An 18,046-nucleotide genomic window follows, 5' to 3' on the forward strand; every position below is an offset into this window, starting at 1 on the left:
ATTCAGGGGCAATTCCTAAGCTTAATGTCCACCCTAAGTGCGGTGAATAGTAGTGCACGAATAAAACCGATTTTTTTCAGCCCCATCGGCTGCCACCGCCGCAAGGCAGTCTATTCCCGGGCCGCCTCCTGATCTCAAAATGGAAACCAGCTACTGTTCAGAATACGGGAGAGCCAGCCCTGGGTGTTGGCCTGGGCCAGATCGCCCCGGCCGGTATAACTGATTTTTGCCTGGGCCAGACGCAGCGAGGAGACCTGGTTGTCCTGGGAAACGTCTTCAGGGCGCACCACACCACGGACAAAGATGACTTCATCTCCCTGATTCAGCCGGACCATTTTGCTGCCCTTAACCAAAAGCGCGCCACTGGGCAGCACTTTTTGTACGACCACGGTCACCGAGCCGGTTAAATGGTTTTGCTGGGAGGTCGATGCTTTGCCGCCAAAGTTCCGGTTGCTGCTGAGTTGCGTGTCCAGTCTCGAGTATTTGTTCCCGAATACCGTGGGGGGCGCTAGGGTGGCGCTGGCATTTTTGTCCAGGCTGGTATTGGCCTTTTTACTGGAGAAGGTCTTTTCCTGCAGCATCACGGTCAGAATATCGCCGGGGCGATAGGCTTTCAGATCATCAAAAAGGCGCATACTGGTGGCATAAGTATATAGACTGCCCGGTGCCGGTGCCGGGGGGGGGCTCCAGGGCACGGGTAAGCATAGGTTCAGTGTCTTCATCGTCGGCATCATTAAGGGGCTGGTTCTGTGGCAATACCACCTGACAGCCCTGCAACCCGATCACCAGCACGGCGACCAGCCAAATAAACGTCAATGGAACTGTTTTACCCATGGGGTGCATCCGGTTTGAATTGTCCCTGAATAACTTCCTCTCTTTGCCAAGGAGGTACGGAGAACAGAAAAAATCTTTTCCTCCGATGCGAAACCTATTCCGAGACAACTCCTAACTGCTTTTCACCAAATATTCCTGGGAATTACTGGCAACATCAATGGCCCTGGCCTGCATTTCATAAGCCCGCTGAATCATGATCAGATTGACCAGCTCTTCCACCACATCCACATTGGAGGCTTCAAGGGAAAACTGCCGGATTTCACCAAGACCATTGGTGCCGGGAATGCCCTCCACAGGCGAACCGCTGGCAGCGGTTTCCAGGTAGAAGTTATCGCCGATGGACTGCAGCCCCATGGGATTGATGAAATTAACCAGAGAGATCTGCCCCAGAACCTGGGCGTCCGGGCTGCCGGGCATGGCAACGGATACCGTACCATCCTGACCAATGGTGATGTTCCGGGCTTCCATCGGGATGGAGATCACCGGCTCTATCGGCTGGCCGGTGGCCACCACGATTTCACCTTCTGCATTAAGCTGCAACTGTCCGTTACGGGTATAAGCCATCTCTCCGGAAGGTAATTGAACCTGCACAAAGCCATCGCCGACAATAGCCAAATCCAGCGCATTACCGGTATTCTGGACATTGCCATTGGTAAATATTTTCTGGGTGGCGGTGATTCTGGCACCCGTACCGACCTGCAGGCCGCTGGGCAGTTCATCCCCACTGTTGGCCATCGCTCCGGCCTGTTTCAGGGTGGTATAAAACTGATCCGCAGCCACCACCCGTTCTTTTTTATAGCCATGGGTGCTGATATTACTGAGGTTCTGGGAAGCCGCCATCATTCTGGCATCCTGCAGGGTCAGGCCGCCCTGGTTTATCCACAGACTGTTCATAGGGACTCTCTCATAAGCGCCGGGAAAGGTTCAGTAATTCATTGCCTCGCCCTGCCATCTGATCAAAGGCCGATAACATACGGACATGGAGATCCATGGTTTTTCCGGTTTCCACAACATTCAGGTACTCCGCCATCAGGTCAACATTGCTCTCTTCAAGCGCCCCGCTGACCATCTTAACCCGTGGATCAGGGACTGGCGCACTGCCATCCATCAGCCTGAACAGACCATCAGGGCTCCGAATCAGGCGGGTCACGGGAGGGTTGGCAAAGCGGATACGCCCCACCTCCTCAACGTCCTGACCGCCGGCAGGAATGATACTGACCGACCCCTCGCTGCCAATGGTCAGCTGACTGAACGCAGGAATCGTTAACGGCCCCGCCTGTCCCATGACGCGGGCACCATTGCCGGTCAACACCTCACCCGTTGCGGTCAGGCTGAGTAAACCGTTTCGGGTCAGCCCTGCCTTTCCGCTGGCATCTTGCACCACTAACCATCCGGCACCGTCGATGGCTACATCCAGCTGGCGTCCTGTGGGTCTCAGAGAGCCGCTGGCAAAATTAGTGGCAGCCTGAAGGGAAAATGCGGGAACCCGTTGTTGGGCTATTGTCGTCTGTGTCTGGGCCAGTTTTTGGGCAAATACCGAGTCGCCCCGGTAACCGGGCACTGACTGACCGGATAAATTACCCGCAAACACGGACAGGCTTTGCCAGATGCGTTCGGCACTGGCGGTGGTCATCTGCATTCCGGAAAACATGGAGAGGTTCCCGTCAGGTTAGATTGATCAGCGTTTGTGACAGGAGATCTTCTGCCTGGAATGCCTTGGCACTTACCTGAAAGTTACGCTGGGCGAGAATGACATCCGACAACCCGCTGGCCAGATCCACATTGGACTGTTCAACAAACCCTGCCTTAATGATGCCCGCACCATTAAGGCCCGATGGATTAAAGAGTGGATTGCCGGATACCATAGACGACATCCATTTATTATTCCCACTAACCACTAACCCGTTATCATTGGGAAACGTAGCCAGTGCTACCTGCCCAAGCAGGTATTGCTCACCATTGCTATAGCTACCCTGCAGAAAACCGTTTTCGCCAAAACTGACCTGGTTCAGGCTGCCCGCCATTTGCCCATCAACCGCCAGGGAACGAAATGCCGAGTCGGTGGAAAACTGGGTGATGCCGGAAAAGTCCATGGCCAAGGGATGGAGAACCGCACCAGAGGACAGCACCGGTGGTGTCAGTGAAAACTGCGCATCGGCGGGTGTCGTCAACAGGCCTGAGCTGTTGAATGTCAGTTCCTCTGTCGGTCTGGCATGTATGAAGGGCTGCCCATCCAGATGAAATTCAAGCCGCCACCGATTAATCCCGGTTTTGGTGAAATAGCTACCCAACGTATGTTGTTCGCCAAGGCTATCGAAAATATTCAGCGCTCCGTACCAGCTGAATGTCCTCGGGTCTGACGGGTTAAGGGCAACCGTTGTACGATCAATCACCGGGTCACTGGCATTGAGGTTAATGGTAGCTGATGCTTTGGTGGTTGCTTTGCCCGGCCGGTCAGCCTTGCTGACCTGCAAGTCAACCAGTTTTGAGGTATCAACCACACCCTGATTGTTGACAGCAAAGCCCCGGAGACGATAACCACTGGGGTCCACCAGATAATACTCCTTATCCTGATTAAACAGGCCTGCCCGGCTGTAGAACTCTTCACCATTATTACCAAGAACAAAAAAGCCCTTACCATCAATACCCAGATCAAAGGCATTACCTGATTGCGTCAGCTGTCCCGGGGAAAACGCCTGCTGGGTTCCCAGCAGAGTGACCCCGGACATATCCACCGATGCGGTTCCCGCCTGGGCATAGACATCACCAAGAATCGCCCGGAACGACTTATAACCATTCGTCTCCGAATTGGTCAGATTCTGGCTGGCTATATCCAGCTGGCTTCGGGCAGCATTCATGCCCGTGATACTGATTGACATAGACGCTTACCTCGCCGAATAGACAACAAAAGTCTTATGGTCGGGCCACGGAACGAATGCTGGACAGTGCCACTGGCTCCATTGCCTCAAGCCTGATCTGTGGTGTCCGATCGGAGCTGTTGAAAACAATACTGTCCGCTTTACTGACCAGTTGCACAGGAACTACTCCCGGCTCAATGTCGCCTTGACCATCTATGGTACTTTTCAGCCAATACTGACCATGGGGCAGCGAGCCAAACAGTTGCTCCAGATTTCTCTTTATCGGAGCGCCTGGTGACTCATTACGACGCCCCTGGTAATGGGCTTCTTTTACCTGTACGCCATTGTGGTCGGTGAGCAAAAAATGCAACACCTGCCCTGCACCGGGGGAAGGAAAGGACAGGGATAATTTATGCCCATCGCCATTGAATGAAAATTGCCTGGCATCAATAGCGACCTCCTGACCCAGCAGTGCCGTAGCGCTGGACAGGTGAGCCGCCGCAAACTGTTCACTCAACCGGCTGATACCGGCGTGGATATCTCTTAACTCTGACACGGAAGTCATGGCCGCCAGCTGATTCAGCAGATCACCGCTTTCCATCGGTTCCAGTGGGTTCTGGTGCTTAAGTTGAGTAACCAACAACGTCATAAAGTTTTTACTCAAGGCACTGGAACTATCGGGAGAAGGCGACGACGATACGCTACCCTCCGGGGTGGAGAGTACTTCATGTTGAATGGATGAAATCATAGTGATACCCACATGTCATATCGATTTCCACGGCAGGGAATTGTCTTGAAATAATCTTACTTCTTTGGCACACCGTTCCCACGGTTCCCCGTGGGAATGCATACCGAACCTCTCCGCAAATTAGACCCCTCAGCAAAATCTCATGATTTCGGGCTTAAACAGATTGTTCCACATTCTGCAGGCTCCGGTATGCATTCCCACGCGGAGCGTGGGAACGAGGGGGCTGTATGGGTATTAGCGCTTTTCTGCACTAGCCATGAACCCCGATCAGCTCCAGTGCCTGGCCCTGCATTTGACGGGCACTGGTAAACACCGAGACAGCCGCATCAAAAGACCGGGCTGCCGAAATCATGGCCGCCATTTCTTCAACCATACTGATGTGCGGGTAAAACACTTCACCCTTGGCATTAGCCAGGGGATGGCCCGGCTGATAACGCACCTGGGGAGGCGACTTATCTTTGATAATTCCTGCTACTTCAACGGTAAACGCCGGAATTCTCTCTCTGGCAGCGGAGCCCGCATCTACGGTTCTGGCCTGAAGTAACGCCCGCCCCGGCTGCAACACCTCTGCTGCAGACGCCGCTGGAATCTCACTGAAAGAGAGCGCCTCGGCCACCTGTGTCATACGGGTTGCCTGGGCGACCATGGCATAGCCAGACATGGCCTGAACCAATTGCAAACTCATGGAGTACTTACCCGTTTCATCAAATTAACAATTTATGACGTCTATTTCCGCCTGGTACATGGTTGGGACTCGTTCTCACGGTCCCCCGTGGGAACGAGGGGGGCTGTATGGGGGTTAGCGCTTTTCTGAACTAACGACCACTGATCACCTTATCCAGCATGCCCAGGCGCTCCCGAATTAACGATATGCTGATATTGTACCCGGCCATCGACTGTGCAAGTTCTGCCTGCTCCAGTGCCAGAGATACATCATTGCCGTTTTCCGAGGCTATATCGCCTGAATTTTTAAAGGCAATGGATAACTCAACATCAGCTATTTGATTTGGAGCGATATGCCGTTTGTCTGAGACAGATAAGTCCTGAGATAAACCGTGAGTTGCATGGTAAAAGTTCAGGTTAGCCTTAAGTGTCCGGTATTGCGGTGTTTCAATATTAAAAATATTGCCTGACTGGATGGCAATCTGAGAACTTCTGAGTTGTGCAGCCCTTGGGTGTATACCCATGGCAGACTCAAATGAAATCAACATACAGGCTATCTATTTGTCTATATTAAGTCGTATATAAAAGTAGTATGTAGTCGTAGAAAATGCATTTATTTATAAAATATTTTATTCCCGGCAGAAAACGATCAATCTGGCGTTATTTTACCCTTACCCTGTGTCTCGGCTTACTCAACATTCCCAATATTGCTGACGCCTATCCAGTGTCATGTACAGGCCCGCCATCAGATCAGGGTGTTCAAGGGGAGATCATCAATCAGCTTTGTCAGCATTCGATCTCATTGGCCAAACGTTTTAATGGCACTGATCCCCGGGTAGTTTTACTGCATAAAGAACGCTGGCAGCAACTGCCATTCTGTCCGGCAACACCGGATATCCGCTTCTCTGCCATGGCTCAGAGCGGTAAGCTGCCTTTATTGATCAGCTGTCCTGATAATGATGGCACCTTCCCGGAACAAGGCTGGAAACAACGGCTGGCGGTCAGAGTTGATTTTGAGGTACCGGTACTGCTTGCCAGTAAGGATATAAACCGGGGTGAGACGTTGTCGGGGCCGGGGCTGAAAAAATCAAAAGTCCGTTTCAGTTCCATGAAACCGAATGTTTTTCAGGATAATCTTTCCGGATACATCACCACCCGGAAGATTAGCGCCGGATCAGTGATTACCACGGATATGGTAAAAAGAGCCACTGCTATCCGGCGGGGGCAGCACTTGTCTATTGTCGTTTATTCAAAAAATATCGAATTAACCACCACCGGTGTCGCCATGGAAAGCGGCCATGTCGGCGATATTATTCTGGTTCAGAAAGAAAATGGCAGACCGTTCAAATGCCGGGTGATCAATGAAGGCGAGGTACGCCCGGTTGAAGGGGAGAGGCGGTCATGATGTCCGATGATGAGTCTCAAAACGATGGGGGCCAAAAAGAGAGTTCGCAACTTCATCAGTTACTGCAAAATCTGGAGCGGCTGTTGAGCCTTCAGGCCCAGGAAATAACCCGAAAAAATATTGAGTCAGTGGTGCAATTATCAGGGGAATGTGCTGATATTTGCCAGCAGTTAAAACCCATCTTATCAGCATCACGTCAGGATAAAATAACAACCGATGGTACTATTCGGGCGATTGAAACAGATCGATTGATCCGGTCGTGCCAGGCACTGCAACAGAGTAATAGCCAGGCACTGGCGAGACTCGCCGATTATTGCAATACATTTATAGAGTTGCTCCGTGGACCGCCTTTATCCTACGGTAAAAATGCGACGGTCAGATACCAGTCCAGTCGTAACACTTTGTGCAAACTGTAAAACATTGGGAACTGTCATTAATATTATTGGTAACGCTGGCGCAATCGTTCAAGTCGCTGCATTTTCACCGTTATCTCTGTCGATAGAGCCCTGGTTGAGTCGATCTGTCGTGAACGTGCCTCAATGCAAAGCTGCCAGCTATTCAGCAATTGCCAATGAAACATTGCCCGATTGATGACTTGTATACCCGTATAGCGTGACCCGGTTTGAGTATTTTGAGCCACAGTCCCACTGCCTGCCGTATCCAGCGTTTCGATTAATCGATTATGCTTTTCCAGTACTTCAAGCTGGCGACGGATATCACCCAGTCGCTGTTGATGTTGCAGCTCTTCAAGGTAGAGTAAGCGGTTAATCAGTTTTTTGCTGATGGCCATGACGAAGTCCGGAAATTAACGCTTTTAACTGCTGAACACTGTCTTCCAACGTCTCTCGCTCTTTGATATTTTGCTGTAAATAGCCAAGCATACCCGGCTCTGCGGCCATGGCCATATCCATATCAGCGTCATTACCCGGTTGATAGACCCCCAATAATTTTAATTCACTCCCTTCACGGGCTTTTTCTAATAGTCGTCGGAAGGTTAACGACATCTTGAGGTGTTCATCGGATACGGATTGCGGCATCGTCCGGCTAACGGAGGTCACTACGTCAATGGCTGGATAGTGCCCGGAGATTGCCAGAGCATGGCTGAGTACCAGGTGACCGTCCAGGATTGCCCTGGCGGATTCACCGATGGGGTCCGTATCTTGTTCCCCTTCCGTCAGAACGGTGTAAAAGGCCGTTAATGAACCACTTGATTGATAGCCATTACCAGCCCTCTCAACCAACCGGGCAATCCTATTAAAAACTGAGGGTGGGTATCCCCTGGCTGCGGGTGGTTCACCGGTAGCCAGGGCAACCTCCCGGCGGGACTGGGCATAGCGGGTCAGGGAGTCCATTAATAACAGGGTATGATGTCCGGTATCCCGATAGTATTCGGCAATACGGTGTGCCACCAGCGCGGCTCGCAGCCGCATGACCGGTGAATGGTCGGCAGGGGCGGCAACGACCACTGAGCGCTGAAGACAGTGGGCATCCATATTCTGCCGAATAAAGTCGCCAACTTCCCGCCCCCTTTCGCCAATCATGGCCAGTACCACAATATCGGCGCTGGTATTTCTGGCAATCATGCCCAGCAGAGTACTTTTGCCTGAGCCGCTCCCGGCAAACAGGCCAATACGTTGCCCTCTGCCAATGGTCAGCAAGCCATTAATAGAACGTACACCGACGTCTAATGGTGTGGCAACCGGGCATCGTTGCAGTGGATTAATAGGAGGACTGTGAAGGCGGATATTGGCGCTGCCTGCGGGCTTTGCCTTGCTGTCCAGTGGTCGGCCGGCACCGTCAATAACCCGTCCCAGCAAGGCGTCCCCCACCAGAATGGATGAATTATCCCCCATCGATGTGACTCTCGCACCGGGGGATAATCCGTCATGGTAGTCAATCGGTATCAGAAGCAGCGTATTTCTGTCAAAGCCAACAACCTCGGCTTCTACAGTAAGACCATCACTTCCCTGAACCAGGCACCGCTGACCGGTCTGCATCCTGCAGCCCGCCACCTCCATAATCAGTCCGGATACCTTGATCAGCTGACCGGACAACCGCTGAGGTGTCAGCAGGGTGACCTGTTCTCCAGCAGACATTAATTGTCGGATTAACCGGTTCCAGAGCTCGGTTCTGGCATTGTCGGTTATTGCCACCGGAGGGGAGGGAAGAGTTGAAAGGCTCATGCTGGTATTAACTGTTCTTGCACAGCATCAATGCAGGCCATAACACGACTTTCCACCGTCGCATCAACTTCGCCATAATCGGTAATCAGACGACAGCCACCTGCTGTCAGACGGTCATCCTCTTGAATGGACCAGCCTTTGGGTAACTGTTTGACAATGGGGTCCAGCAGAGGACGATCCAGCGGATTGATCACCAGATGCCCCCCTTTAATATCCGGAAGCATGGTCAGAGAGTCGGTAACCAGTTGCTGTAATGACTCCCGCGAGGTCGCAAGTTCATGGTTTACTACCTGCCTGACCACGGTGCTGATCAGTTCGATCAGCGGCTGGCCCAAATGCAGCAGGGTCGATTGATGCAGGTTGTACAACTCATTCCAGAGACTATTCATCAGAGCCAGCCATTGTTCCGCGCTGTCTTTCTGTAGTTGCTGTGACTCATGCAGTCCGGCCAGATGTCCGGCTTCAAAGCCATTTTGATAGCCGTCCTGGTAACCCTGTTGTCGGCCTTCAGCATACCCGGCGTCTTCTGCTCTGCGACAATGGTCAAGTTGCCGTTTCCGGGTTCTTCGAACAATCTCACGCAGCATTTGGAAGTTAATACCGGTTGGTGTTTGTGCTGGAGTTCCGTGGCCAGTGCATTGGTCCTGTTGATAACAGGACGGTGGAAACTGATAGCGATGGATGCAGGGCTGCTCAGGTTCTGAGAACTCATCCCGGGGCCACCCGCAGTCCGATGCAGTGGGCCCACCATTACGGGTTTTATTCCGGTCAGCACGGTGCATTTCAGCGCTTTGCCTGAATGCTGTGGTCTTGATCATTGGGTTACTCCAGCATTACTTCATTACCACGGGGCATTTCAATCTCTCCGCTTTTCAACAGATCGTCCATCACCTGTACCACTTTCTGCCGCGCCACTTTGACTTTACTCTGTGGAACGGCACCTAATATCTCCATTTCTTCCCGCAGGTAGTTAGCAGCTCTTTTGCTCATGGACTGGTAAATATGTTGACGAACATCATCCGTTTCCCCTTTAAGCGCCATGGTTAAATCCGATGGATCAACACTGGCAATCAGTCTGGCAACGTTATCCGTTGAAAGATCGATGACCTGGGCAAATACCAGCATTTGTTCTTGTATTCGCACCGCCATGGCACTGTCAGATTGCTTCAGGTTGAGAAGAACCTGCTCCCTTGATTCAGTGTCAAAAAGATTCAGAATGTTAGCGACCTGCTGCTCACCGTTAACGGGCAGAAAGTGATCAATCGCCTGTTCATTAAGGAAGGACTGCAGAAAGGTTACAATGGCCCGCAGAGATGCCTGGGACAAGCTGCCAAGATGGGCGATCCTTTGCAGAATACCCTGCACCCGTTCCCGGGGAAGCAGGTTAATGACATCCGAGGCCTGATCCGATTGCAGGCAGGCGAGCACAGCCGCCTGAAACTGCTCCGGTTCATCGCTGATCATGGTCGCCAGAAGTTCCGGCTTCATTAACTGCAGCCCGGTCAGTGGTTCCCGGTGGCTGCCAGGCGGGTTTACCAGACAGCGAGCCTGCTCTTTACCCAGCGCTTTTTGCAGTACCTGCCGCATCTGGATTTGATAATCACCCAGCAATAAACTGACATTGGCGTAAGACTGCTCAAACTGATTCAACATCATCATCAGCTGGTCACGATTCTTTACCCGCATTTTTTCGGAATATTGGCTGATGACTCTTATTTCACCGGGTGTGAAGTATTTTATCACTTCGGCGGCCGCCTGCTCACCCAGCAATAACAGAAAGACAGCGGCCTCCTCCCCGGAACAATTGCTACCGGGCAGGCTCTGTGCGGAGCTGGCAGGCTGCCCTGTTTGCGGCTCAGCCATTAGCGTGATTCCTGTTGATCCACTCTTTTAATACGGCAGCGACTTTTTCCGGCTCATTCTGAGCCAGCCCCTGGTATCGGGCGACCTGCTCTTCCAGAGTGACCGGAGTCCGATCAGGGGGGATGTCACCATCGGCCACTGTTGACCTGAACGGATCCACCATGGTGGGGACATTAGTACTGTTACTGCCTGTCGGCCTGGGTGACGACAATAAGACTTGCCGTAAAAGCCTTCGACAGCCCAATACAATTAACAGAAGGAGTGCCACCAATACTATCAATTGAATCACTTTGATACCGAGGTCAAGCCAGTGATGGAAGCTCTTCTGGTCGGTGGTGGTCAGTGGCTGCGGGGTACTGGCGAAAGGGAGAATGGCGAGGCTAACGGCATCTCCCCGGGAGGCATCAAATCCTGCCGCTTGTTTGAGCAGTGTCGTCAATCTTTCCTTACTGTCCGGTATCGTTGTTTCGGGTTTTAACCTGCCGTCGTCAATGACTACGGCAATGGTTAATCGCTTAAGTTGACCGGGATATCGGGTTTCGTTGCTGATCTGGCGGTTGACCTCGTAATTACGAATCACTTTCTGTTCACCGACTTCTTCCTGAACGGGTTCAGGTGCTTTTGCCCCGGGTGCAGGAACTGCAGGTGCCTGGCCGATAGGGGCTGGTTTGTCCAGCAGAAATGGCGTACCGGACTCCACCGATTCGCTTCGTAAAACAATGTTTGGGCCAAACTGCTCGGAATTTTGTTCTATTTTGTCGTATGTCAGATCAACGGCGACATCGACCCGGTAGTAACCCGGGCCGACCACCGCATCGAGAATTTTCGATAACTGCAGCTCCAGATGGCTTTCAATACGGGTTCTGGCCGTAAGATAGGCATGACCGGTGCCATCAGTGCCTGTGATCAGCGCATTAGCAATAGCCTGGCTGAGCAGATTGCCGTATTGATCAACGACCGTAACCTCCTGTTCATTAAGCGTGGCAACACTGCCGCTCACCAGTCGCATAATACCTTCAACCTGATCCGGCTGAAGCCGCGTGCCACTGTAGAGTTCCAGATACACCGACGCCTTGGCTGCCGGTCGGCTCCGGAAAAAGACACTCTGTTCTGGGACGGATAAATGGACGCGGGCATAGCGAACCGCATGGATACCACTGATGGTTTCGGATAACGACGTTTCCAACGCACCCAAAAACTGCATTTGCTCAACAAAGTGGCTGCTGCCCAGACCCGATTGCTCTGGCATCCATGGCTGTGAGCCGGTAGCGATAATTCCCCCGGTGGCCATGGCCATGCGTGCCTCTGAAAGCTGGTTAGCGCGAACCAGTAGCTGCCCGTCGTCCGGGTTGATTCGGTAGCCAATTCCCTGTTTATCCAGAATGTCGATGATTGCTGCCATATTGTAGTGTTCGCCATAACCATACAAAGGGCGGAAACCATGGTCATGCCACCAGAGGGCCGTATTAATCAGCACCGCTATCAGCAAGGCACTGACCACCAGCAGTATCAGCAGTCTCTGGTTGGTTCCAGAGCCTGTGGGCGTTTCTTTCAATATTGCAGCAAACCAGCCATGCAGCTGGTGCCAGTATTTTTTAAACGCTGCACTGACACCCTCTGACGATTGCAGGGAGGTGTTTTTATCCACCGTTTTTGCCCACCCTTTTCTTTGTCCACCAGAGATTATATTCAGACCCGGGCCCGGATTTTCACGACAATCTCAGGGTATATGTATAAGTAGCTGGCCATGGGGGATAGAATATCTCTGGTTACTCATGAATAGTTCCTGTCTACAGACGCTCCCCGCTGCCCGAAAAACCGTAACCGCTTACGCTTTTGCGGGCAGCGGGCGGCGACCTTTCCCAGACTGAGTAAAATGATGATGCTATTCCAGGACAAATCCTTAATAGACGACTGCTTGATCAAATCTGCTGATTAAATGTTTCATGATATCCTTCAACGATACGATTTCTGACCTGTATCAGCATACTCATGGTCTGACTCGCTTTCTGAATCGACATCACCGTTTCAATCAGATTATCCTGCCCCGCTTCCAGTTCCGTCATGTGCTGCTCTGCTTGCAGCTGGGTATTGTTGGTATGGTTCAGCAGGGTTGCAAAAACCCGATGAAAAGAATCAGGTTGCTGAGCGCTGGCACTGATGGGATTGAAGGGGGTTGGCAGGAACTCCGACAGAGACTCTACCTGAAACGCACTGTCCGGAGACAATATTACTGGATTGGGCATTGATAATTTACTCGCATACTTAAGCCGTCGCTTATTACTTCAATACACTCAACGCAATGTTTGAAAACTATCTTTAAAAGCAATGTTTAAAAACAATGTTTAAAAAATTTTCTGAGCCGGTTCAGTTTTGAACCCTCTTAAAGATAGATTGTTTACCGGTACTTGCCATGATTAATGAGGCAGGGAATCTTCAGATTCTGCCACCGGGCCAGTGTTGGTATCTCTCACCAGGGTAACCTCAACCCGTCTGTTTTTATATCGTCCGGCAGCGGTGGCATTACTGGCGACAGGGTAGCGTTCGCCATGATAACGGGTAATGACCTTGACAGGCCGGGCAATCCTGGCGTCCTTCAGGTATTGATCCAACTGGTTGCGCACAGCATCAGCCCGTTTTTTTGACAGTTCCAGATTTTGTAACCGGTAAATAGTCTCATCGCTGCCGGTGAAGGGCGTATTATCACTGTTGCCGTCAATGGTAATTTCGCTGATGCTGTCATCCACCGATACATAGCGTGCAGTATCTAATAACCACTGTCGTTGATATTGATTTAATAAAAACTCTCCGAGGGCATAATAAAGATTGTATTGATGCAACTGCCTGAAGTTTCTGGGCAGCAGGCTGGTAATGCAGTCTGACATTTTTTCCATCGCTGGCAACATACCCACCGTGGGAATTCTGACTTCAATGGCGTTACTGGCAAGACTGCTGTTTTTCGACGATTTTTTAACCATATAAACCGACAAATAACTGCGACTATCAAGCAGGTCAAGCAACTGCCTGACAGGCAGTTGCAGTTTCAGTTCAAGACCTTCGACCTGAACATTATCGGCTAAATAATAATCAGTGACCTGGAGTTGTTGGCCGTATCTGCCTGGCCGGTGACTTTCTGGTGTGCTTTCGAAAGAGTCTTTTGAGGAATATTTTGAGGAATGATAGTACCCCCATGGTTGGGGCCTGATCCAGACCTGTACTGATTCCGGCCGTGTTGGGAACAGTGAGGTTTCCAACTCAATAGCCTGTTGGTGTCCTGCTTCAGCGATAATGGCAACGCCGCCAAATAACGGCACCTTCTGATATAAACGACATTTAAAGTGTTTTTTTTCGTGTAGCTGCCAGTCAATATCATCCATCACCACATCATAGAGGCTGGCAGAGACTGGCGAATGAAGCAGCATCAATAATAATGCCCGGGTTATCAGGAAAACAGGGTTAGTCAGCAGTACTGACAGTAAAAAGCTAATCTGTTTCATAGCACATTCATAGCACAGGGTTTTGTCCGGCAGGATGAAAAAAAAAACAGTATGAACTACTTTTTCAGGAGGCTGCTGACGGGAAAGTAACGAATGCCTTCTAAAGAGTTTAGTTCCTTGAGTCGTGGTGTGGTGCGCAATGTGGCGAATAGCAGCAGTGATTCAGGGCCTTTGCCGCGTGGTTATCTGCATCAGATGTCCCCTTCGGTATTGCACATGGCAAAGAAGCTGGAGACGCTTTCATTGTCATGTCCTGACCAGATGCTCAAGGCTTTGGAGGAAATTATAGACAGCCCGATGATTGGTGCCCGTTGTCATTTCAATGGTGATGTTTATACGACGATTAAACAATTACAGCAGCTGCCCAGACAAACACTCTACCGTTTTCAGCTGCCGTTTGACGATCAGCATTTTTCTACGGCAATTTGCCGTGAATCCAGCTTTGCATTCTTACTGTTAGATCAGCGGCTGGCTGACTTTCTGACGGTGCTCTGTTTTGGTGGCTGCCTGTCTTCGCTGGCTTCCGTGGCTGAGGATTATGCATCTGATGGCTCTTCATCTGATGGCTCTCCACCGACTTTTACCAGAGAGTTCACAAGAATTGGCAAACAACTTCTGGATCAGGTGGCCAGTGCGCTGGCAGAGGTCTGGAGGGGGCTTTGTGCGCCGTATTGCTCAGTGTCGGACACTGGCTTCTCTTCTTTGGCTCAAAGGATGGGGGCTCAATGGATGGGGGGAGCACTGATAACCCCCGCTTTATTCACGGATGACTGCCTGCTGAATCAGTTTGATCTTGAGTTTCATGACCCGGCTTACGCTGACTCGCCATGGTTAGTCCCTGTTTGCTTCTATACCCCGGTCAATGCTTTTACCAGTGCCATGGTAGAGCAGGGTTCAATAATTGACAGGGAAACGTGTTCAAAGCCGTTATGCCGGGATCGTATCGTGCGGTTTCTTGGCAGAATTGAAGTTGATATTACTGTTGATCTTGAGCCACTGTCTTTGCCGATGAGCAAATTATGTGATCTGAAAGTTGGTGATGTTCTATCGATACCCCATCCCGGAAAGTCACATATGAGCGTGGAAAATTCCCTCTTGTTTCGAGGAACTACAGGGCAGCATAAAGGTCACCTTACCGTGCGAATCAATGAGTGCTTAAGAGGAGAGAACAGTCAGTGAACGACTCAAGACCAACAGTTGATGAAGAGCCTTCAGCCGTTGAAAAGCCTTCAGCCGTTGAAAAGCCTTCAGCTGATGAAAAGCCTTCAGCTGATGAAAAGCCTTCAACGGTTACTAATCCAGAATCATCGTACATTACCAGAGAAATCTTGCAGTATGAATCTTCTGATCAACCCGGTTTGAGTGGCTCTGATGTACAGCCTGTGAATGAGGTTGAGGGCGACAAATCAGCAGGCGTTCCTGAAGAGTATGATGATATTAACGAAGCAGACCATAAGACGTCAGGGTCGGTAGAAGATGGTCGTTCGGAATCAGTGACTGCGGAGGATGCAGAGCCCGATTCCCATGAACAACCTGATGAACAGTCTCTGGCCGGGCTTACTTCGTCCAACCTGGGGCTTGTCGGGTCTGTAGAAGTCACTATGACCCTGAATGTCGGCAGCAAACGTATGACCATTGCCGATATTCTCAGCCTGCAACAAGGGTCTGTCGTCAGTCTGAACCGTCGGGAATATGACCCTCTGGATGTCTTGATTAACGGGGTATTATTTGCCCGTGGCGAAGTGGTTCGAACAGGGGAGTATTATGGCCTGCGCATTCTGGAAATCCTCTGATATTGATCTTTTGTCAGGTTTTTCAGGCATTGTCGTTTATGCCCGCCGCCTCTGGATACCCGTTACGCTGCTGATTTTACCCACAGTATCAGAGGCATCGCTTCAGTTGCCGTTGTTATCCGTCACCTCCGGCGATAACCAGCAGGATTACACGGTCAACCTGCAGATTTTTTTAATATTGACGGCACTGGCTTTTCTCCCCGGGCTGCTGATGGTAACCACCAGCTTTACCCGGGTATTGATCGTTCTGGCCATACTTCGTCAGGCACTTGGGCTGCAGCAAACACCACCTACCCGGGTCCTGATTGCCGCAGCACTGATCCTGACGGCATTCATTATGAAACCGGTATTTAACGAGATCCGGGAACAGGCAGTGGAACCCTACCTGGCAGAGCGAATGCCATTCCGGGAAGCGATAGAAGTCGCGGGTCTGCCGCTGCATCAGTTTATGCTGAAGCAAACCCGAAAGGTTGATATGGAACAATTTTTAGTGTTAGCCGGTGAAATTTCTCCTGTCGACGACAGCGGCGGTAAACCGGATGTGGTGCCAGAAAATATTCCGTTTTCTGTACTGATGCCGGCTTTTTTAAGCAGTGAAATTAAAACCAGTCTGCAGATGGGGCTGATGATCCTGCTGCCATTTCTGGTTATTGACCTGCTGGTTGCCAGTATTCTTATGGCACTGGGCATGATTATGCTCTCGCCGATGTTGATCTCTCTGCCCTTTAAACTGTTGCTGTTCGTTCTGGTGGATGGCTGGGGTCTTATTATGGCAGGCACCATCAGGAGCTTTTCTACCTGAGTGGCTGTTTGAGAATAGATAGACTGCAATTCTCGAACAGCCTTCCGGAACTTAGGATTTGTCCCACTATAACTTCATCATTTTACTCAGTCTGGGAAAAGGTCGCCGCCCGCTTCCCGCCACCCGCTTCCCGCAAAAGCGGTTCCGGCTTTTCGGGTAGCGGGATGCGGACAGCGGGTAGCGTCTGTAAAAATGTGGAAGTTATTTCAGGACAGTTCCTTACAACATGTTATTTACGACGCGGGATACATAAATGTCACCTGACGATGCGGTCTACATGTTTGCCAATGCGTTGCGGAGTGTTTCCTGGTTGGCCCTGGTGCTGATTGCTCCCGGTCTTCTGGTGGGCCTGCTGATCAGCATTATCCAGGCGGCAACTCAGGTAACTGAACAAACCCTGAGCTTTCTGCCCCGGTTACTGATCACTTTGTTAACGCTGTCACTGTCAATGCATTGGCTGGTTCAGGAGTTAAGTGCCATCTTTAATGACTTTTTTGTTGCCATTGTGAATAGCCAGTGAACAGTATGGCACTCTCTGAGCTGTCACATCAGATTGTGCTTTATTTACTGGTATTTTGTCGTATTTCCGGATTTGTTATGACCTGTCCGCTGACCCGGGAGTGGTTACCTCTCTCAGCACGCTTACTGCTGGCTTTATCGCTGTCTGTGGCCGTCATGTTTCAACTGTCATCTGAAATGACTACCGACCTGTCACTGAGCCTTGTTCTTGCGGCCTGTTCTGAGTTTTTTACCGGACTGTTATTTGGCGCGGTATTACTGATCTATTTCAGCGTGTTTACCCTCGCAGGGCATTTAACCGGCCTGCAGATGGCGTTAGGATTTGCAGAACTGAGCGACCCTGCCAATGGTATCAGTGTTACCGTGGTTGCCCGTATCTATCAGGTTATGGCTCAGCTTCTTTTTGTGCTGATCAATGGCCACCTGCTTTTCTTTATGGTGGTTATTGACAGCTTTCATGCATTACCCATCGGGCATTTTCTGATGATTATCGACAGAGTACCAGCCCTGATCACCATGACTGGCTGGATGTTCGGAGCCGGGCTGCTTATTGCTCTTCCTGCCATTGTCTGTCTGCTGATTGTCAATCTTTCCTTTGGTTTCATGACACGATCAGCACCACAGATGAATCTGTTAACCCTCGGTTTCCCCATGATTGTTCTGGTCGGAATAGTACTGTTGAGCCGTAATATACTGCAGGTGCCTTACGCGGTAGAACAGCACATCCACTATGCATTGAAGATTCTTGGGTTTCTCTTGTTCGGTTAACTACTTAGGAATTGTCTCGGAATAAGTTCCGCATTTGACTGAGAGTTGTTAAGGTCGCTGGCTGCTGGCCGCAAAAGCACAAGCGGCCTGTCTTTTTCGGGCAGCGGGTGGCG

Annotated in this window: 22 protein-coding genes; 7 read left to right on the forward strand and 15 right to left on the reverse strand. The window is 50.9% G+C overall.

Annotation, left to right across the window (positions count from 1 at the left end):
• Positions 1-134: 134 nt before the first annotated feature.
• The 8 genes from KDK15_RS01250 to KDK15_RS01285 all read right to left on the reverse strand — a co-directional run bounded on the left by KDK15_RS01250 (position 135) and on the right by KDK15_RS01285 (position 5,651).
• Positions 135-635 carry a flagellar basal body L-ring protein FlgH gene (locus tag KDK15_RS01250; protein ID WP_257293550.1) on the reverse strand — a complete coding sequence of 167 codons (501 nt, stop codon included), beginning with the start codon at positions 633-635 and terminating at the stop codon, positions 135-137.
• Complete coding sequence (locus KDK15_RS01255; protein WP_257293551.1) at positions 622-834, reverse strand: hypothetical protein; 213 nt, start codon at positions 832-834, stop codon at positions 622-624. The genes KDK15_RS01250 and KDK15_RS01255 overlap by 14 nt, the downstream gene beginning before the upstream one ends.
• Positions 835-945: 111 nt before the next feature.
• Positions 946-1,728 carry a flagellar basal-body rod protein FlgG gene (flgG, locus tag KDK15_RS01260; protein ID WP_257293552.1) on the reverse strand — a complete coding sequence of 261 codons (783 nt, stop codon included), beginning with the start codon at positions 1,726-1,728 and terminating at the stop codon, positions 946-948.
• A gap of 10 nt (positions 1,729-1,738) precedes the next feature.
• Positions 1,739-2,485: a flagellar hook-basal body complex protein gene (locus KDK15_RS01265; protein ID WP_257293553.1), complete on the reverse strand. Its 747-nt coding sequence runs from the start codon at positions 2,483-2,485 to the stop codon at positions 1,739-1,741.
• 13 nt (positions 2,486-2,498) lie between these two features.
• Positions 2,499-3,713, reverse strand: a complete 1,215-nt coding sequence (locus tag KDK15_RS01270) for a flagellar hook protein FlgE (RefSeq protein ID WP_257293554.1) — start codon at positions 3,711-3,713, stop codon at positions 2,499-2,501.
• Between the two features lie 34 nt (positions 3,714-3,747).
• Positions 3,748-4,440, reverse strand: a complete 693-nt coding sequence (locus tag KDK15_RS01275; RefSeq protein ID WP_257293555.1) for a flagellar hook assembly protein FlgD — start codon at positions 4,438-4,440, stop codon at positions 3,748-3,750.
• A 250-nt stretch (positions 4,441-4,690) separates the two neighbouring features.
• Positions 4,691-5,125, reverse strand: a complete 435-nt coding sequence (locus KDK15_RS01280) for a flagellar basal body rod C-terminal domain-containing protein (RefSeq protein ID WP_257293556.1) — start codon at positions 5,123-5,125, stop codon at positions 4,691-4,693.
• Positions 5,126-5,255: 130 nt separating this feature from the next.
• A complete protein-coding gene (locus KDK15_RS01285) occupies positions 5,256-5,651 on the reverse strand; it encodes a hypothetical protein (protein WP_257293557.1) in 396 nt (131 codons plus the stop codon).
• Between the two features lie 59 nt (positions 5,652-5,710).
• Between KDK15_RS01285 and flgA the strand changes: the two genes are divergently transcribed.
• On the forward strand, positions 5,711-6,508 hold the full coding sequence (gene flgA, locus KDK15_RS01290; protein ID WP_257293558.1) for a flagellar basal body P-ring formation chaperone FlgA: 798 nt from the start codon (positions 5,711-5,713) through the stop codon (positions 6,506-6,508).
• Positions 6,505-6,924: a hypothetical protein gene (locus KDK15_RS01295; RefSeq protein WP_257293559.1), complete on the forward strand. Its 420-nt coding sequence runs from the start codon at positions 6,505-6,507 to the stop codon at positions 6,922-6,924. The genes flgA and KDK15_RS01295 overlap by 4 nt, the downstream gene beginning before the upstream one ends.
• 23 nt (positions 6,925-6,947) lie before the next feature.
• Here the strand turns inward: KDK15_RS01295 and KDK15_RS01300 are convergent, their stop codons facing one another.
• From KDK15_RS01300 to KDK15_RS01330, 7 genes are all read right to left on the reverse strand, one after another.
• Complete coding sequence (locus KDK15_RS01300; protein ID WP_257293560.1) at positions 6,948-7,298, reverse strand: hypothetical protein; 351 nt, start codon at positions 7,296-7,298, stop codon at positions 6,948-6,950.
• The gene (locus tag KDK15_RS01305) at positions 7,273-8,691 is read right to left on the reverse strand and encodes a FliI/YscN family ATPase (protein WP_306800192.1); all 1,419 of its coding nucleotides are present in this window, start codon (positions 8,689-8,691) and stop codon (positions 7,273-7,275) included. Before KDK15_RS01305 ends, KDK15_RS01300 begins: the two co-directional genes overlap by 26 nt.
• Complete coding sequence (locus KDK15_RS01310; protein WP_257293561.1) at positions 8,688-9,509, reverse strand: FliH/SctL family protein; 822 nt, start codon at positions 9,507-9,509, stop codon at positions 8,688-8,690. The genes KDK15_RS01305 and KDK15_RS01310 overlap by 4 nt, the downstream gene beginning before the upstream one ends.
• 4 nt (positions 9,510-9,513) lie before the next feature.
• Complete coding sequence (locus KDK15_RS01315; protein WP_257293562.1) at positions 9,514-10,554, reverse strand: FliG C-terminal domain-containing protein; 1,041 nt, start codon at positions 10,552-10,554, stop codon at positions 9,514-9,516.
• Entirely contained in the window at positions 10,547-12,202 is a 1,656-nt protein-coding gene (gene fliF, locus KDK15_RS01320; RefSeq protein WP_257293563.1) for a flagellar basal-body MS-ring/collar protein FliF, read from the reverse strand. The genes KDK15_RS01315 and fliF overlap by 8 nt, the downstream gene beginning before the upstream one ends.
• Before the next feature lie 274 nt (positions 12,203-12,476).
• Positions 12,477-12,800 carry a flagellar hook-basal body complex protein FliE gene (gene fliE, locus KDK15_RS01325; RefSeq protein ID WP_257293564.1) on the reverse strand — a complete coding sequence of 108 codons (324 nt, stop codon included), beginning with the start codon at positions 12,798-12,800 and terminating at the stop codon, positions 12,477-12,479.
• A gap of 171 nt (positions 12,801-12,971) precedes the next feature.
• Positions 12,972-14,051, reverse strand: coding sequence for an OmpA family protein (locus KDK15_RS01330; protein ID WP_257293565.1), 1,080 nt, complete (start codon positions 14,049-14,051; stop codon positions 12,972-12,974).
• A gap of 93 nt (positions 14,052-14,144) precedes the next feature.
• On the opposite strand from KDK15_RS01330, the gene KDK15_RS01335 reads away from it, so the two are divergent.
• The 5 genes from KDK15_RS01335 (at position 14,145) to fliR (ending at position 17,933) form a co-directional block, all read left to right on the forward strand.
• The gene (locus KDK15_RS01335; protein WP_257293566.1) at positions 14,145-15,230 is read left to right on the forward strand and encodes a flagellar motor switch protein FliM; all 1,086 of its coding nucleotides are present in this window, start codon (positions 14,145-14,147) and stop codon (positions 15,228-15,230) included.
• Positions 15,227-15,844, forward strand: a complete 618-nt coding sequence (locus KDK15_RS21115; protein WP_257293567.1) for a FliM/FliN family flagellar motor switch protein — start codon at positions 15,227-15,229, stop codon at positions 15,842-15,844. Before KDK15_RS01335 ends, KDK15_RS21115 begins: the two co-directional genes overlap by 4 nt.
• Positions 15,816-16,646 carry a flagellar type III secretion system pore protein FliP gene (gene fliP / locus KDK15_RS01345; protein WP_257293568.1) on the forward strand — a complete coding sequence of 277 codons (831 nt, stop codon included), beginning with the start codon at positions 15,816-15,818 and terminating at the stop codon, positions 16,644-16,646. Before KDK15_RS21115 ends, fliP begins: the two co-directional genes overlap by 29 nt.
• A 253-nt stretch (positions 16,647-16,899) precedes the next feature.
• Positions 16,900-17,166: a flagellar biosynthetic protein FliQ gene (locus KDK15_RS01350; RefSeq protein ID WP_257293569.1), complete on the forward strand. Its 267-nt coding sequence runs from the start codon at positions 16,900-16,902 to the stop codon at positions 17,164-17,166.
• A gap of 5 nt (positions 17,167-17,171) precedes the next feature.
• Positions 17,172-17,933 (forward strand): flagellar biosynthetic protein FliR, encoded by a 762-nt coding sequence (fliR, locus tag KDK15_RS01355; RefSeq protein ID WP_257293570.1) that lies wholly within the window; start codon positions 17,172-17,174, stop codon positions 17,931-17,933.
• The last annotated feature ends 113 nt before the right edge of the window (positions 17,934-18,046 follow it).

This window comes from Endozoicomonas sp. YOMI1 (assembly GCF_024606345.1).
In the GTDB taxonomy this organism is placed as follows: Bacteria; Pseudomonadota; Gammaproteobacteria; order Pseudomonadales; family Endozoicomonadaceae; genus Endozoicomonas.

What these genes read in the sequence shown, in the direction of transcription:
- fliE (WP_257293564.1), bottom strand. Translation starts at nt 12,800, where the DNA reads ATGCCCAATCCAGTAATATTGTCTCCGGACAGTGCGTTTCAGGTAGAG.
- KDK15_RS01285 (WP_257293557.1), bottom strand. Translation starts at nt 5,651, where the DNA reads ATGTTGATTTCATTTGAGTCTGCCATGGGTATACACCCAAGGGCTGCA.
- KDK15_RS01335 (WP_257293566.1), top strand. Translation starts at nt 14,145, where the DNA reads ATGCCTTCTAAAGAGTTTAGTTCCTTGAGTCGTGGTGTGGTGCGCAAT.
- fliP (WP_257293568.1), top strand. Translation starts at nt 15,816, where the DNA reads ATGGCCTGCGCATTCTGGAAATCCTCTGATATTGATCTTTTGTCAGGT.
- KDK15_RS01255 (WP_257293551.1), bottom strand. Translation starts at nt 834, where the DNA reads ATGGGTAAAACAGTTCCATTGACGTTTATTTGGCTGGTCGCCGTGCTG.
- KDK15_RS01250 (WP_257293550.1), bottom strand. Translation starts at nt 635, where the DNA reads ATGCGCCTTTTTGATGATCTGAAAGCCTATCGCCCCGGCGATATTCTG.
- KDK15_RS01300 (WP_257293560.1), bottom strand. Translation starts at nt 7,298, where the DNA reads ATGGCCATCAGCAAAAAACTGATTAACCGCTTACTCTACCTTGAAGAG.
- KDK15_RS01350 (WP_257293569.1), top strand. Translation starts at nt 16,900, where the DNA reads ATGTCACCTGACGATGCGGTCTACATGTTTGCCAATGCGTTGCGGAGT.
- KDK15_RS01270 (WP_257293554.1), bottom strand. Translation starts at nt 3,713, where the DNA reads ATGTCAATCAGTATCACGGGCATGAATGCTGCCCGAAGCCAGCTGGAT.
- fliR (WP_257293570.1), top strand. Translation starts at nt 17,172, where the DNA reads ATGGCACTCTCTGAGCTGTCACATCAGATTGTGCTTTATTTACTGGTA.
- KDK15_RS01305 (WP_306800192.1), bottom strand. Translation starts at nt 8,691, where the DNA reads ATGAGCCTTTCAACTCTTCCCTCCCCTCCGGTGGCAATAACCGACAAT.
- KDK15_RS01310 (WP_257293561.1), bottom strand. Translation starts at nt 9,509, where the DNA reads ATGATCAAGACCACAGCATTCAGGCAAAGCGCTGAAATGCACCGTGCT.
- KDK15_RS01275 (WP_257293555.1), bottom strand. Translation starts at nt 4,440, where the DNA reads ATGATTTCATCCATTCAACATGAAGTACTCTCCACCCCGGAGGGTAGC.
- KDK15_RS01295 (WP_257293559.1), top strand. Translation starts at nt 6,505, where the DNA reads ATGATGTCCGATGATGAGTCTCAAAACGATGGGGGCCAAAAAGAGAGT.
- KDK15_RS01265 (WP_257293553.1), bottom strand. Translation starts at nt 2,485, where the DNA reads ATGTTTTCCGGAATGCAGATGACCACCGCCAGTGCCGAACGCATCTGG.
- KDK15_RS01330 (WP_257293565.1), bottom strand. Translation starts at nt 14,051, where the DNA reads ATGAAACAGATTAGCTTTTTACTGTCAGTACTGCTGACTAACCCTGTT.
- flgA (WP_257293558.1), top strand. Translation starts at nt 5,711, where the DNA reads ATGCATTTATTTATAAAATATTTTATTCCCGGCAGAAAACGATCAATC.
- KDK15_RS01315 (WP_257293562.1), bottom strand. Translation starts at nt 10,554, where the DNA reads ATGGCTGAGCCGCAAACAGGGCAGCCTGCCAGCTCCGCACAGAGCCTG.
- KDK15_RS01280 (WP_257293556.1), bottom strand. Translation starts at nt 5,125, where the DNA reads ATGAGTTTGCAATTGGTTCAGGCCATGTCTGGCTATGCCATGGTCGCC.
- flgG (WP_257293552.1), bottom strand. Translation starts at nt 1,728, where the DNA reads ATGAACAGTCTGTGGATAAACCAGGGCGGCCTGACCCTGCAGGATGCC.